Source organism: Exiguobacterium sp. s57, from assembly GCF_018617685.1.
In the GTDB taxonomy this organism is placed as follows: Bacteria; Bacillota; Bacilli; order Exiguobacteriales; family Exiguobacteriaceae; genus Exiguobacterium; species Exiguobacterium marinum.
This window is the reverse complement of the sequence record NZ_JACSKR010000001.1, coordinates 1,207,338-1,222,105: the sequence shown is the minus strand read 5'-3', so window position 1 is coordinate 1,222,105 and position 14,768 is coordinate 1,207,338. Positions and strand designations below refer to the sequence as shown.

The window sequence follows — 14,768 nt, the reverse complement described above, 5'->3', positions numbered from 1 at the left end:
TGGCCGTATAAAGTTTACAAAAAGGGGTTGTCCCATCATGAATAATCATCGCGAAAACTTAAATGAAACAAATAATCTGGAAGTCCAACGTCAAGCTCTCGAATCCATCAGTTTACTTTTGAGTGGGAATGTGACATCAAGTATGCTTCATGTAGAAAAGTTTTTTGATTTGATTAGTAAAGTCGAGAATCCGACAAGATTGTTGCTACTTCAAAATCTTTTACCAGAACTGATTAATAAAGTCCCTGGGCTCGAAGTTGAAATTGTGCAGGAATACGTTTTCTTTTTAGAAGCTTCCAAGGGAATAATGGAAAATATGAATGAAACTACGATATCTTTACGTAAATTCGCAAAAGAATATATGGATAGATTAGATCCGAATCAAAAAAAAGATGATGATATACACAAATTGAAGAACAGAGAATATGAAAAAATTTGGCGGTTGTTTACGTCCATGAATTACAAGAATATTGAGAATTATGAATTCAGGAGACTTAAAGAACTAGAAATGACAAAGTCACCAGATGAGGCGGAGAGACGACGAGCGAAAATTCAAAGGAAGGAAGGAGTGAAAATTCTACCATCCCAATTGCATGAATTAAAAACATTTACGGAGTTGAAACTTGGAACGATACAAAATGAGTCGATTGAACTGACGTACAAGCGATTCATCACTGAGAAGGGAAAAATAAAGAAAGTATCATTTGAGCAATTCGAGGAACTAACGTTGTTCTTGCGTGAACGCATCGAGAAGGATTTTGAAGTAGCGTACAAAAACATACAGTACTATAAGCTTGAAAACAATATGGGTTTTGAGACAGTCAACGCAATAGCTAAGTCAATAGAAGAAAATATGTTGAACGCATCCGAATCTGATAAAAGACGTGCGATTATGGATCTGTTGCAGGTCTTGTTAATCCCAATCCTGACTTATCGTGAATCATATATCGACCTTTACTTTAAGGATAAGAGTACAGACAAAATAGTGTGGAAAAAGAATATTTATCTAATTCTATACGCCATTATGACTGTTGTCCATATCAGAAAGTGCACAAATAGTCTTGTCGCCTTGAAATCCGATTCATGTGATATGAAACGATTTAAAACTATCTATTCGATTGACTCTATCGCTAATGGCTACCGTCCGAACCAGAAAGAAGAGAATTTTGGCGACTTTAGTCAAAAGACCTTTCAACTGGTCATGGAAGGTATACAGGAGTATAAAAACCTTAATCATAAGAGAATGAGCAAGAAGAATAATATTTGAACGAATTGATGGTCTAGTCTCTTATAGAGATTAGACCATTTTTAAAATGATAAAAATTTTTAAAAAATTAGCACCCTTTAACCCGAAATTTATTAAAAATTCCAAAGAGCCAAGGGTCTATCACTCCTTTAATATTTAGAGCAAGAACTGACAAAAGACTCGGTTCAATAAATGATAAGGGAGCAATTCAATTATGAAATTCTCAAGACAACAGCAAGCATCATTCAAATTACCGGAAGAGGGGCACTACGGCGCGACCATCATCGACATCAAAGAGGTCGAGCCAATCAATAACCCGATGTATGGGGAGACGGACCGGGTCGACGTGTACTTCGACCTCGGAAGTGGCTATCGTCTGAAGAAGAACATGCTGGTGTATGCGGGGGGGAACTCGATGTTCGAGAAACTTGTCGACTCGACGCTCGGGGACGTGGAAGAGATTGATGTGACGGAGCTCGTCGGACGGACCTGTGGGGTCGAGATTGAGCACAATGTGCACAAGGGGAAGACGTATGCCAATGTCGTGGATGTGTTCAATGATGCATGGTTCGAGAATTATGACGAACAAGACGAACTGCCAGAATGAACACATGGGATGGAGGGGAGCAAAGCGCCTCCCCGTCCACTCTAAACGACGGAGGGAACAGGAATGCAAAACACAGCAAATGTGACAGGCAAGTATATCAATCGAGAGGATATCGAGCATGGCCAACAATATAAAATCAATGATTTCATGCTCAAACCGACGGGGCTGTATATCAAGGATGAGCAAAGACCGACAGGGGAGCGATGGCTATGTGACCCGTTGTTCATCAGCGAGACGGTCCAAAACCTCGACACGAAAGACGTCCATCTCGGGCTCACCTACCTCTATAAGGGAAGCTATCAGAACATCGAAATCGGGATGGGGCAGATTTCTCCGAACGAGCTGCAGAAGCTTATGGCGAAAGGGGTCGACCTGCCCCACGAGGCGGTCCGGCTGATCGCGACGTTCTTACGGAAGCAACAAAAGTTCGCACCGCATCGGGAAAAGTATCATCTCGTCGGCTGGCACAAGCATGAAGGCGACAAAGGTGAGCTAGTCTTCCGACACCATCACATGATCGGGCAAGGCGGCGTCCTGAGACCCGAGAACGACAGCGAGAACGGCAACTATGAACTGGCCCCGAAAGGTGAGCTAAGGACATGGTGCGAGATGGTCCGGACGCATGTCAGGGGACATGCCCCGCTCGAGGCGATCCTCGCGACAGGGTTCGCATCGGCCATCGTCGGATATCTGGCACGCCGTTATGACGATGTGGACACATTCGTGACGCACCTCGCCGGGAACAGCACGCAAGGGAAGACGACCGCTGCACTGCTCGCGGTGTCTCCGTTCGGGATGCCGTCGCAGCGTAAGAAGGGACTCGGCAAGACATGGAACGGGACGACGAACGCACTCCTGAACATGCTGGGAGGGAATTACGGTATCCCGATCGTGCTCGACGAGCTCTCGATGAACAATACCGAATCGTTGACCGACGTCCTCTATGTGCTCGCCTCCGGGCAGGAGAAGTCACGACTGACCGACACCATCCAACAACGGAAACAGGGGACATGGGCGCTCGGCATCATCTCGACAGGGGAACAGTCCATCTTCGCACGCACCAACCGCAACATCGGGCTGACGGTGAGGATCTTTGAGCTGTCACAGGTGCAATGGACGCTATCAGCACACCATGCGGACGCGATCCGTGGGGTCATTCAAGACCATTATGGACACGCTGGACAGACGTTCATCGAGAACATCCTTCAAGTAGGACATGAACGAATCGACGAGACGTGGAAGCGATGGCAGGAAACATGTAAGGACGCGCTCGTGGACACACCATTTCGGGACCGTGTGGCGAAGAAGTATGCCATCATCTTGACGGCGGCGGAACTGGCGAACGAGGCGCTTGATATCGACCTCTCGACGGAACGTATCCTCGGTTTCCTGAAAGAACAGGAGGAGACGGCGAACGACCAACGGGATATCGGTCTGAAGGCATGGAGACAAATCATCGAACGTGTCATCGAGCACCAGAATCACTTCAAGGTCGAGGGGCGACGACATGATAACCAGAAGACATGGGGAAAAATCTTCGACCGGGAAGACCACTTCGAGGTCGCGATCTTGAAATCTGTACTGGAACGACATTTGAAAGAGCTCGGCTATGACGAACCGAAAGTGGTGCTGAAGGAGTGGCGCGCAAGAAGGTGGTTGCTGACGGAGGGGGACCGACCGACGAAACGGACGCGGATCTTTGAAGCAGACGAGACGAGCGAACGGAAGGCGGCTCTCGGACAGAGTCGTGTGCCACGAAAGTTGGAGGACACGACCTATAACCTACGGGTTGAGCGACAAGAGCTCGAGGAACTGATGTGAGCATGGGCATGTAACCAAATAGGAGGCAACGGAATGAGACAATCAAACGAGACGAACGACCTGTTGTTCGGACAGGCGATACAGGACTTCTTGGACTGGGCGAAACGGAAAGGGATGCGCGAACAGACGCTGAGAGGATACAAGGTCGACATGAACCAGTTCCAACGGTGGCTCGCGATTGAGTGGAACGGTCCCATCTTCGTCGATGAGGTCGAACTGAAGGACATCGAGGGGTTCATCGACTATCTGGCAAAAGAAAAGAATAGCAAACCGCGTACCATCAACCGGAAGATCAACGCCCTGTCGACGTTCTTCAAGACGATGCGCAAGAAACGTGTCATCGACGAGAATCCGATGGAGGACTTCGAGCGAATAAAAGTGCCTCATAGCGAACGGGTGTATCTGACAGGGGAAGAGATCGAACGAATCATCCAAGCGGTCGACCATCCCGTCCTCCATTACTTCGTCCTGATGATGGCCTATACAGGTATCCGAGTGAACGAATGTATCCATCTGACGCTCGACGATGTGAACCTCGAGGAGCGCTATATCGACGTCATCAACGGGAAGGGCGGAAAGAACCGACGTGTCCCGATGAACGATCGACTGGTCGGACACATGCGTGACTACCTCGAGACGTCACGGCCGGAGACCGACTCTCTCTATTTCTTCGCACTGAAACGGACGGGGACGGTGAGCGAGCAGTATGTGAACCGGGTGCTCAAAGAGGCGACGGAGAAGATCGGCTTCAAGAAGCACGTCACGAGCCATATCCTGCGCCATTCGTTCGCTAGTCATCTCGTCAAACAGGACACGCACGTCGCGGTCATCCAACGACTGCTCGGGCATGCGGATGTCCGGACGACCTCTGTCTATATGCATGTGCAACAGGACGACCTTGCGGACGCCATCAATCGAATCAAATTTTAAAGGAGGTCGTGCGAATGGATGCGAGTCAGAATGTGAGCTACGACGATCCGAAAATCCAGAAGACACTTGAGCTACTCGAGTCAGGTAAGACGAAGCAAGAGATCGCGGATTACTTCGGTCATGGCTGGTCGGGCGTGGATATGTATTTTAGACGGAAAGGGTTCCGATGGGACGGCAAGACATTCATCCCTCGAACCGAAAAGAAGACGAGCGCACAGGAAGAGTCGAAACATCTCGCGACCAAGGCGGGACAAGTCATCCGTCAATTGAATCAGAGTGAGAAGAACATCCGTCAAATCGCGAGACGGAACGGGTTCGAGACCGTGGACGAGCTCGGAGAGTACATGCTTGGCCAAGGATATCGCTGGAACAACGAGATCGAGAACTATGAATATACGGAAGTCGCGAAGGTCGAGAAGGAGAGAACAGGCCCTCGATATGAAGATAAGACGAGTACGATGGACGATCAATACGTCGAGCTCCTTCAATTTCTCGCATCCAATCGGGAGAAACTCGAGGCATTGCTCGGAGAGACACAGGACGGGACATTGCCACGTTATCGGTTCAGGGGGGCAAAGGCGAACAAGACGCTCGCCTTCCCGACCTCTTTGATGACCCTCTTGAGTGACTTCAGCAACGAGTTCAATGTGACGCAACGTGACGTCGTTGAGGTGGCACTTGCGGAATTCTTTATGAAGTACGGTTATGCAGAACAGCTCGACGGGGCACTACGAGGATAGCAAGGGAGACCTTGCTATCTTTTTTTTGAGACAACGTTTGAAAAGCCGACCACGGACTTAATTAGGTTACTGACGACGATGGATAGGCAATGACCGGCTTCAAACGTCGCGAGCATGAACGTGAAGAGCGTCAACACGTCAATCTGTTGGAATCCCTTATGTGCATAGAAGTAGATTAATCCTGCCAAGAGCCCGTAGCCGAATAGTTTTAATATGGTGAAGGCAAGATGACTTACAGCATCAAAATCCATCTTCTCTTGTGACAAGGTCACTTTTAACAAGACACTGAAGATCGTGAAGATTACGGTTAAGATTAAAAAGTAATCCAGTAGGCTAACGTCGACTTTTAATATTTCTTCTGTGTTCATAACACACGTCCCTTCCATCGAATTGATATTTAGTAGACTCTTCAAAAAGGATAACGATTCCGCTTTGTTTCTGAAATGCCTATTTTGAAAAACGGGGGGAATGCTTTTGGAAGCGCTCGTTTCAACGAATAGGGATGATCACGACGGTTATTTAAAGATACGCCTTGGGTCTGATGGGGAAAAGGGGGAAATGCCGTATGATGGACGTACAAGACGAATTACATAACGACAATTGTTGCTTCAATAGCGTTCAAACAGGGACGTGATATAGCCCTTAGCACTTGGTCCAGATGACGAGTTTCTTCTATATAAGATGAACGCATGCGGAATGTGGCGTTTGTACGATAGGTCTGAACTAAGATTCAAGGTGCTCATTTTAATGAACAAGGAGAGGTAGACACATGGGACACTTCAAAAACGAGGACATCAGCAAGTTCATCCAAGACCGAATGACATGCAAGCACGAACGGATGAGAAAAGAATATCTCGGTGGGATACAGACCGGCGACCGGGAATGTGAAGACTGTGGGATGACGTTTTCACCAGCTGAATACCAAAAGATGAGGGCCGCCGAATAACGGCAAGCCCTCGATTTGAACTAGGTGTCAAATCACGTAATAGTAACCTGCAATCTCAGTCTTACAAAGTAATCGATTTGTAGGACGAGTTGCTAGGATTTCAAGACGTTCTGCGACAAGCGCCTTAATCTCTTGATCGGTGAACTGCTCCATCTCGAGGAATACACCGCATGAATCAATCGATATAGGAGCTAGCCCGCTATACTCATTTTCCCCAAAAAGGTTGGCAACGTTAAATGACACGTTCTTTCCGTCGAGTAACAAAGCTGTGGAGATGATCACCTCGTCTACTCTCTTGACGACCTTTGACTTTAACAAATCGCTGTACTTTCGTAGCTTTTTCATCTAATTTCCCTCCTTTCTCTGTATTTCCGCAACAAATCTTATACAGCAGGAAATGTAACGGATATGACTATATCCACACTGCCTTTCCTTTTCCCAACATCAATTTAGAAGTGGGTATTTAAAACTTCATATCGCATTCATAAAATCAACTCCCATATTGTTTTTCAGCCGCCAATCACTGCTCCCAGTGGGAACGATATTGAACAACTGACTCCTCTATAATTCATCTCGCGATTCATCTCAAAAAATACTGAATTCTCATAGAATTTTTGTTCCATTCACTATTTTTTTCTGAACTCCCTCGTGTTTTAAACAATTCAACCTAGAAAACAATGGCAGTCACCCTTCCGTTTTCTTCTTCTCTCAAAATATTATTCAAAGCCACATTTACTTGAACTATCGAGTGCTAATGATGAGAACAGAAACTGATTCGATTCATAAGACGCTGGACAAAGAATTCGTTATCATGAGGATAAAGATTCGATTTGTGGAGGTAAGATGGAATGCAATGTTGCACGATGTGCTTTAGTAATACGAATATCCAAAGTTATATAGACGAGTATGATGAGATTGGAACTTGCGACTATTGTGAAAGTGAGGGAGTTGCAGTACTCGAGGTATCTGCATTGGGAGACTACGTCCGAACCTGCCTTCAGAAGGGGTATGAAAATCCAAGTACCAGTGATGTTCCTTATCCTTTGTTGGAGTCAAACGTGCAAACGGTCATGGAAGTTTTAGACTGCGAGGAAGATATCTTTTCGGAAAAACTGGACTGGGATATTAGAACGCAGCTTGTATCGGCTTTGCTGAATGAAAGTGCGCCATCCTATCGAGATATTGCACAAGGAGCCGTTGATGAATTTATAGATGAAGAAACTGAAGTTGTTTTGAAAGGTGTGCTTTATGGAGGTGGTGATTTTTATTTTCATACGTGGGAAGGATTCAAAGATCTCGTCATGCACGGAAATCGTTTCTTTGATTTGTCCGAAAACCAAGTGAGAGTAGATATTCTAGAGACTTTTGGTTCATTTTTCAGTGAAATGGAAATGGAGTTGAATGAAGGGAAAACGCTTTTTAGAGCTCGAAAAAATATGCCGAGCGGGTTAGATATATTAGATAGAATCGAACCCGAAATTGGACCACCACCTGCAAATAGGGCTATTGGACTGAGGATGAACCCGACAGGTATATCCTATCTATATCTGGCTGAAGACATAAAAACATGTAAGGATGAAATAAAAGCTGATAAAGATGAGACGATAGGAGTTGGACAATTTGAAATTATTCAATCACTGAGGTTGATAGATTTAAGTCGGGTCCCGAGACTAAAAAACACTTCTATCTTTTCACCGGATTACAATCATGAGTTGCACTGGGTGCGTTATTTCTTGAAGCACTTTTGTGAGGAAATATCAAAACCGGTCGAAGAGAATCATGACCTTGAATATGTGCCGACACAGCTTCTGTGCGAGTATATCCGGTTCAAAGGATACGATGGTATTCGATATCGAAGCAGTTTGACGAGGAAAGACTGCTATACCTTGTTCTGTGGACAACAGAAACAAGGTGTTACAGATTGTTCTAAGAATGCTTTCATCAAAGATTTCAGGGATTGGGTTAAGCTCGTAAAATTCCAACAATATGAGATCAAGACTGTCGATATAGAAAGTGTCACGACATATAGTTCAACGGGGAGCGGGAGGATCTCCCCGAATTAAGAACTATGGTTATCAAGGAGATGCCCGATTCCCCGAAGTCCCGATGTACTTAGGAGCGTTCTTTCTTCATGTCTTTAAGTGATACGGAGATAGTCAGTTAACCCCACGGACTCTCTTTGAGTCCTGTGGGGTGGGGATTTCGGGATAACGGGATTTGGAAGTGAGGCTTGAAATTTAATCTATGTATAATAGGGGTACAAACGGGAAGACGGGATGAGAATTGATTTTTTCTTTGTCGAGATTCACTCGTTTTTTCCTATGCTCGTCAACAAATCATATGGATTTCACTCGCATAAAAACCTATTTTGTCTACGGATGATTGATATTACTCAAGTTTCGGGAGGTGAATGGGGAGGGAATTGCTCGTTACATTTAGGCGATTAACGCTAAAGAAATCGTCATCAAATTTAACAAAGCTATCGACAAAGATGGAATCATCGAAGCCACTGGAGCTAACGCTGGTACTCTTGTTGATAACAAGTTGGTAATCAACTCACTTGACAGCTCAGCAGTTACAGCTAACTCTGCTATCGCAACTTTGAGCGCTGACAAAATGGAGCTTACAATCAAAGCTTCTGGCGCTGAGAAGTTCTCAGGTCGTTACGACATCAAACTTGCAAAAGGTGATGTGAAAACTGCTGCTGGACAAGATATCGCTGCATATTCTGAAACAATCAAAATCGAAGATACGGTTGCTCCGTCAATCGTTGGTACAGAGCAACTCACTGCTAGCACAGTAAAAGTTAAGTTCTCTGAGCCTATCGCTGATCTTGGTGCTGTTACGTTCAAAACAGCTTCAGGCGCTACAGTTTCAGGCACAGGAAATGGAGTAACCCTTTCTTCTGCATTCGTCGCTGGTTCTAAAGAAGTAGTATATGTATTGGGTAGCGATGTAGCTGCTAACTCTGTAGTCACAGCTACATTTGTAGGCGCTAAAGATTACGCTGGTCTTCTTCTCTCACCTAACCCTACATCTGTATCACTCACTAAAGGTGCTGCTGATGGTACAAAACCAACTGTTTCTGAAATCACTCCAGTAAGCCCGGTTAAATTTGCTGTTAAGTTCAGTGAGCTAGTCTCAGACCTTGCTGCAGCGGACTTCACAATCACAGCTCAAACTGGATCGGCTACAGTCTCGAACATCGAGCAAGACGAGACTGACAAGACTAAGTACTACGTAACATTGTCTGCTCCAATCCAAGGATTGACAACTATCGCTCTTGCAAACCAAGCTGTTACTGACATGACTGGTGAACGAAGTGAAGCGGTTAGCCGTATCGTCACATTTGCACAAGATACAGTTGCTCCAAAAGTGGACAGCGCTGTTGTTGTTCGCGGAACAGATAACAAAGAATACTTGGAAGTGACATTCTCAGAAGAGGTAACTAAAAAGTCAGGTCTAGATAACTTGGCTGTTTCAGGATCGAAAACAGCAGACTTCGTTACTTCTACGTTGACTGGTTACAATGTTGCTGCTTCGAATCTTGTTCCTGTTTCAGGGTCAAAAACTAAATTCCGTATCGAACTCGCTCAGTTGTTAACTGGTGTTGATACTGAAAATGCTTCTTACAACCTTACTATCACTGGTAAAGATGCAACTACTACAAATATTGCTTTGGTAGAAGATGTTGTAAACTTAGATAGTTCAGCTTCATTCCAAGCACAATTCACACGCTCTAAAGATGGTACAGTTGCTTCGACTAACAAAGCAACTATCAATAAAGATGAAGATAACGATGGTACAGTGACAACTTCTGAGAATGGTATTGTAGTCAGTGGGAACAACACTGTTACAGTAATGTTTAATGGAGAGTTAGACGGCGCTTCTGCAGTTAACGTAAACAACTACAAGATTGATGGCGCGATTGTAGAGAAAGTTGTTCTCAATCCTGCTACAGGTACTGCACCTAATGTTAAACAAACTGTAACTCTCACATTGAAAGATGGTTCAAACTCTTACACTGGAGCACGCTATGTTACGGTTAGCGGTGTGAAAGCGAAAAATGGTCTCGCTATGGATGAGTACAAAACTACTGAATCATTCAATGAGAATGTTCGTCCTGTAATTACAAGTGCTAAACTTGTTGGACTCGACAAAGTAGTTGTTACTTTCTCTGAAGGACTTGCTGCAGCTGGTGCTACTTCTACTGACGATTTTGAATTGCTCATCGGTGGACAAAAAGTTTCATCTAATGACTTGGTAACAACTCCAGTTGTTTCTGCTGATGCTAAATCATTAGAATTGACTCTCGAAGGCAATGTTACTGCTGCTAACGTTCAAAGTGGATTGACTCTTAAAGTTCTTGACACTATTGATCTTGAGGACTTGGCTGGAAACTTTGTTTCTGGAGGACAAGTAACAATCACTAATTAATAATTTTCTCACAGCGTCCCATCGTATGATGGGGCGTTTTTTTATTTTCAAATATATATTATTCCTTTGATACACCCTGTCCATCGTGGATCAGGGTGCTTTTTTTATGTCCAAAGGAGGAGAAACGATGAAACCGAATCAACCTGCAAAGCGTGTCGACATCGTCAGCATCAAACTCGTAAAAGAAGGGGGTGTCCGCTATAAGGGGCGGACCATACATCGACCGGATGACGGCTATACGCTCATGAAAGAATTCTTGGAGGGGATCGACCGGGAGCATTTCCTCGTCGTCAGTCTCGACACGAAAAATCAGCCCGTATCCGTCAACGTCTGCCATATCGGGAGCCTGAACGCAAGTATCGTCCATCCTAGAGAGGTGCTGAAGGTCGCGATCCTATCGAACGCGGCCGCCGCGATGATCGGGTATAACCACCCGAGTGGAAACACGGAATCGTCACGAGTAAATCTCGAGGTAACGAAACGTCTAAGAGAGGCATGTGAATTGATGGATATCCATTTGCGAGAACATCTGATCATCAATGATGAGACGTATCGCGCACTTTGAGAGTGAGTAGCTATAAGCTCACAGTAGAAAAAACAGATTCAACATTTGTAGAGAATCATGTTCGATATGATGAGCTTTTGATAAACTGAAGAGGAGTTGAAAATATTGTAAATGGTATGGTGATGATATGGGATGGATCCAATCAGTACGTCGATTCTTTATGATACGACGTGTCTTACCGCATTTGAAACATGACGTGAATGTTTTACAAATCGGCTTGGACAATTTGAAGGAGCAGATTAAGGTGTGGGAATCTTCTAAGTCACTCATTTCTCCAGAAGAAGTGATGCAGGAGAAAGGACGCTTTCATCATGTTTATGAACTAAGTGAGCGAGGATTCCTACTAGATGAAACGACACACACCAAACTGAAACATGAGGACGGTTCACTCCCATCTTCAGTCGTTTCATTGAATACGGCGTACGTTCGTTTATCAGGTGAGTTGTTGAATGTTTGGCGAGAACTCGATGAACGGGTCGAACGGATCAATCAACGACTCCGTACATATTATGAACAAATTGCTTCTTTTCAACAAGACGTCGAAGCGGCGCGACGCCACTATATCGGGGACTCATTACGGAAACGACTTCTCGGTGATTATCGAGACGTATACGACTTCTTCAAGGATGACTCTATTCCAGAAGCGACTTCGTTCATACAACTTTATCGAGGCCTTAATCGACAGGTGGAAGACTGGAATGAAACGTATGTGACCGAAGAGTTGAAGCGCACCCAATCCTTCTTTGACTCAATCGATGGGAAGTCGCTCGATGCCCAACAACGACGTGCGGTCATCGTCAATGAGGATGCGAATCTCGTCGTCGCAGGTGCCGGTTCGGGGAAGACATTGACAATCGCTGCAAAAGTGAAATATTTGGTTGAACGAAAACAAGTACAACCTCATGAAATCTTACTAATTTCGTTCACTAAAAAGTCAGCCGAAGAGATGAAGGAGCGAATCTGCGAACGGCTTCATATCCCGGTGGAGGTTAAGACGTTTCATGGGCTCGGGATGGGGATCATTGCCGATGGTCGAAAACAAAAACCTCAAGTCGAGGACGAATTGAAAAAAGTTATCCGTGATTATTGTATGCATCAGTTCTATGAACATCCGCATCGTATGAAAGAACTGATCGACTTCTTCGGTTACTATTTCTACATTCCAAAAGGGATTGAAGAGTTTGATTCGGCCGGGGAATATCACGACTACAATAAGCATGTGGATTTAGAACCGCTACGCAGTAAAGTATGGAAATCCCTCTCAGCTGCTGAGATGATTACCGCACAACAAAGACAGAAGATCACGATTCAAGAAGAGAAGGTCAAGAGTCTCGAAGAGGTCATGATTGCGAACTTCTTATTCTTGAATGGCATTGAATATGAATACGAGCAGAATTACCCTCATCAGACAGCGACTCGGTATCATCGTCAGTATCAACCAGACTTTTATCTGCCAGAATACGATTTGTACTTAGAGCACTTCGGAATCAACCGGAACAATCGCGCCCCTTGGCTCAGTCCAATAGAGGAACAGAAGTATCTCGACGGTATGGAATGGAAACGACAGCTGCATCATGAACACGGGACGAAGCTGATGGAGACGTATTCATATTACCGGCAAGAAGGGAATTTGTTAGATCAACTACGGTTGAAATTATTGAAGCAAGGTGTCGTCTTCCGGGAAGTGGACCCGAAAGTAGTATTCGAAAAGTTATATCGTACGAAGCAAAAGAGTCATTTCAACGACTTCGTCGATTTTGTGTCGAGCTTTCTTCAATTGTTCAAATCGAATCATTATACGGAGTCTCAATTTGATATCTTCGTACAGAGTTTAAATAAGAAGGACTTGTTTCATTATCAACGCGCACTTCTCTTCTTCCGTCTCGTCAAACCGATGTACCGGATGTATGAGGATCATCTACGACGAACGAACAAAATCGATTTCAATGACATGATCAACGAAGCGACTTCGATTGTTTCGTCCGATGCTGTTCATTTGCCGTACAAATACATCATCATCGATGAGTATCAGGATATCTCCGTCAGTCGCTATCGTCTGATTGAAGCCATCCGGAAGAAGACGGGATCAACCGTCATGTGCGTGGGAGATGACTGGCAGTCCATCTATCGGTTTGCGGGGTCTGATTTGAGTCTGTTCACCGATTTTGAACGTTATTTTGGCAAGAGTGCTCTTCTTAAAATTGAGAACACGTACCGCAACTCACAACAATTAATCGATATCGCTGGTCGATTCGTGATGAAGAACAAGCATCAAATCCGAAAGAACCTCTCTTCGGGAAAACGATTGGCTACACCTGTTCGCGTGATGGGAATCAAGGGGAAGAACGACTTTGAAATCGCCTTACGTAGAGCGCTTGATCAAATCGTTCAATCACATGGTCCGGAGTCGGATGTACTGCTCGTCGGACGGAATAACTTTGACATCAAGTCAATTGAGGGAAGCGCTTCGTTTCGAGTGAAGCATTTGAAAGATGAAGTGCAAGTGACCGACCGGACGCATCCGAATCTTCGAATCTCCTTTTTGACGGCTCACCGTTCAAAGGGACTTGAAGCAGAGAACGTGATCTTGATCAATACGGCAAACAGTAAGAACGGCTTCCCGAATAAGATCATGGATGACCCGTTATTGTCATTCGTCCTTCAGAAACAAGAAGAGTTGGAGTTTGGGGAAGAACGTCGTTTGTTCTATGTGGCGTTGACACGGACGAAACATACGACGTATGTGCTGACGCCGGATGACCGCATGTCGACGTTTGTCCAAGAGTTGATCAAGGAGCAACAAGTCCCATATGAGATGGGAATCGAGGAGGGCAAGAGCATACGGAATAATCCAAAATGCCCTCGTTGTTTAGATGGTCACTTGGTCATTCGTGAACAGACAAACCGAAAGTCAACGTTTGTCGGTTGCAGTCACTACCCAGGTTGCGACTATACAGCCAATCATCCAAGTATTATTCATGATCCGATTGTCTGTCTCTCATGCAGAGGATATCTTGTGCTACGGAACGGGAAGAATGGTAAGTTTTATGGATGTTTGAACTTCCCGCTCTGTAAACATACGATGGAACGAGAAGATGTGGAGCAGATGAAGCGGGTTGAGAAAAGAATGAAATGAAGGGAGGGAATCGCCGATGGCGGTTCTTTTCTTTTGATATTTGAACTACGAATTAAGAGGTGGGAGAAATGTTTGAGGGGTCGAAATATCAATTAAGATGAATTCTATGATATATGCAATCGATGTGGTAGGTCCCAAACCATCAAGAGGGACTGAATTGGGTTTATCTTTGTGCGTTGCATTCGTGAGACTTGATATTGGATCAAAAGCAACGATGGTAGTGGAGCTTAAAAGTTTCGTGGTTACGGTGTTCAGTCTCAAAAAAACGACAATCAAACAACTAAACGCCCAATCGTTAGTCGAACTCAAACGGGTTCGTCTTTTATGTGTCTGAGCATTT

The 14,768-nt window shown here is 44.9% G+C and carries 12 protein-coding genes; 10 read left to right on the top strand and 2 right to left on the bottom strand.

The window, feature by feature from the left end:
- The first annotated feature begins 37 nt into the window (after window positions 1-37).
- The 5 genes from KNO98_RS06125 to KNO98_RS06105 all read left to right on the top strand — a co-directional run bounded on the left by KNO98_RS06125 (window position 38) and on the right by KNO98_RS06105 (window position 5,344).
- Window positions 38-1,267 carry a hypothetical protein gene (locus KNO98_RS06125; protein WP_214699832.1) on the top strand — a complete coding sequence of 410 codons (1,230 nt, stop codon included), beginning with the start codon at window positions 38-40 and terminating at the stop codon, window positions 1,265-1,267.
- Window positions 1,268-1,460: 193 nt separating this feature from the next.
- Complete coding sequence (locus KNO98_RS06120) at window positions 1,461-1,853, top strand: hypothetical protein (protein ID WP_214699830.1); 393 nt, start codon at window positions 1,461-1,463, stop codon at window positions 1,851-1,853.
- A 63-nt stretch (window positions 1,854-1,916) separates the two neighbouring features.
- A complete protein-coding gene (locus KNO98_RS06115; protein ID WP_214699828.1) occupies window positions 1,917-3,674 on the top strand; it encodes a DUF927 domain-containing protein in 1,758 nt (585 codons plus the stop codon).
- 33 nt (window positions 3,675-3,707) lie between these two features.
- Complete coding sequence (locus KNO98_RS06110) at window positions 3,708-4,604, top strand: tyrosine-type recombinase/integrase (RefSeq protein WP_214699826.1); 897 nt, start codon at window positions 3,708-3,710, stop codon at window positions 4,602-4,604.
- A 14-nt stretch (window positions 4,605-4,618) separates the two neighbouring features.
- Window positions 4,619-5,344, top strand: coding sequence for a hypothetical protein (locus KNO98_RS06105; protein ID WP_214699824.1), 726 nt, complete (start codon window positions 4,619-4,621; stop codon window positions 5,342-5,344).
- 14 nt (window positions 5,345-5,358) lie between these two features.
- Here KNO98_RS06105 and KNO98_RS06100 read toward each other — a convergent pair whose 3' ends face one another.
- Window positions 5,359-5,712, bottom strand: coding sequence for a hypothetical protein (locus KNO98_RS06100; protein ID WP_214699822.1), 354 nt, complete (start codon window positions 5,710-5,712; stop codon window positions 5,359-5,361).
- A gap of 401 nt (window positions 5,713-6,113) precedes the next feature.
- Here KNO98_RS06100 and KNO98_RS06095 point away from each other — a divergent pair, with 401 nt between their 5' ends.
- On the top strand, window positions 6,114-6,290 hold the full coding sequence (locus KNO98_RS06095; RefSeq protein WP_214699820.1) for a hypothetical protein: 177 nt from the start codon (window positions 6,114-6,116) through the stop codon (window positions 6,288-6,290).
- 27 nt (window positions 6,291-6,317) lie between these two features.
- On the opposite strand, the gene KNO98_RS06090 is transcribed toward KNO98_RS06095, so the two are convergent.
- Window positions 6,318-6,635, bottom strand: a complete 318-nt coding sequence (locus KNO98_RS06090) for a hypothetical protein (RefSeq protein ID WP_214699818.1) — start codon at window positions 6,633-6,635, stop codon at window positions 6,318-6,320.
- Window positions 6,636-7,138: 503 nt separating this feature from the next.
- Here KNO98_RS06090 and KNO98_RS06085 point away from each other — a divergent pair.
- From KNO98_RS06085 to KNO98_RS06070, 4 genes are all read left to right on the top strand, one after another.
- A complete protein-coding gene (locus KNO98_RS06085) occupies window positions 7,139-8,353 on the top strand; it encodes an RES family NAD+ phosphorylase (RefSeq protein ID WP_214699816.1) in 1,215 nt (404 codons plus the stop codon).
- 553 nt (window positions 8,354-8,906) lie between these two features.
- Window positions 8,907-10,727 carry a hypothetical protein gene (locus KNO98_RS06080; protein WP_214699814.1) on the top strand — a complete coding sequence of 607 codons (1,821 nt, stop codon included), beginning with the start codon at window positions 8,907-8,909 and terminating at the stop codon, window positions 10,725-10,727.
- 127 nt (window positions 10,728-10,854) lie between these two features.
- Window positions 10,855-11,292 (top strand): JAB domain-containing protein, encoded by a 438-nt coding sequence (locus tag KNO98_RS06075; RefSeq protein WP_214699812.1) that lies wholly within the window; start codon window positions 10,855-10,857, stop codon window positions 11,290-11,292.
- 127 nt (window positions 11,293-11,419) lie between these two features.
- Window positions 11,420-14,428: a UvrD-helicase domain-containing protein gene (locus tag KNO98_RS06070; RefSeq protein ID WP_214699810.1), complete on the top strand. Its 3,009-nt coding sequence runs from the start codon at window positions 11,420-11,422 to the stop codon at window positions 14,426-14,428.
- Window positions 14,429-14,768: the final 340 nt, after the last annotated feature.

Bases quoted from the DNA above. Each gene is read 5' to 3' on its own strand.
- KNO98_RS06105 (WP_214699824.1), top strand. From the start codon at position 4,619: ATGGATGCGAGTCAGAATGTGAGCTACGACGATCCGAAAATCCAGAAG.
- KNO98_RS06085 (WP_214699816.1), top strand. From the start codon at position 7,139: ATGCAATGTTGCACGATGTGCTTTAGTAATACGAATATCCAAAGTTAT.
- KNO98_RS06080 (WP_214699814.1), top strand. From the start codon at position 8,907: ATGGAGCTTACAATCAAAGCTTCTGGCGCTGAGAAGTTCTCAGGTCGT.
- KNO98_RS06090 (WP_214699818.1), bottom strand. From the start codon at position 6,635: ATGAAAAAGCTACGAAAGTACAGCGATTTGTTAAAGTCAAAGGTCGTC.
- KNO98_RS06095 (WP_214699820.1), top strand. From the start codon at position 6,114: ATGGGACACTTCAAAAACGAGGACATCAGCAAGTTCATCCAAGACCGA.
- KNO98_RS06100 (WP_214699822.1), bottom strand. From the start codon at position 5,712: ATGAACACAGAAGAAATATTAAAAGTCGACGTTAGCCTACTGGATTAC.
- KNO98_RS06115 (WP_214699828.1), top strand. From the start codon at position 1,917: ATGCAAAACACAGCAAATGTGACAGGCAAGTATATCAATCGAGAGGAT.
- KNO98_RS06070 (WP_214699810.1), top strand. From the start codon at position 11,420: ATGGGATGGATCCAATCAGTACGTCGATTCTTTATGATACGACGTGTC.
- KNO98_RS06075 (WP_214699812.1), top strand. From the start codon at position 10,855: ATGAAACCGAATCAACCTGCAAAGCGTGTCGACATCGTCAGCATCAAA.
- KNO98_RS06110 (WP_214699826.1), top strand. From the start codon at position 3,708: ATGAGACAATCAAACGAGACGAACGACCTGTTGTTCGGACAGGCGATA.
- KNO98_RS06120 (WP_214699830.1), top strand. From the start codon at position 1,461: ATGAAATTCTCAAGACAACAGCAAGCATCATTCAAATTACCGGAAGAG.
- KNO98_RS06125 (WP_214699832.1), top strand. From the start codon at position 38: ATGAATAATCATCGCGAAAACTTAAATGAAACAAATAATCTGGAAGTC.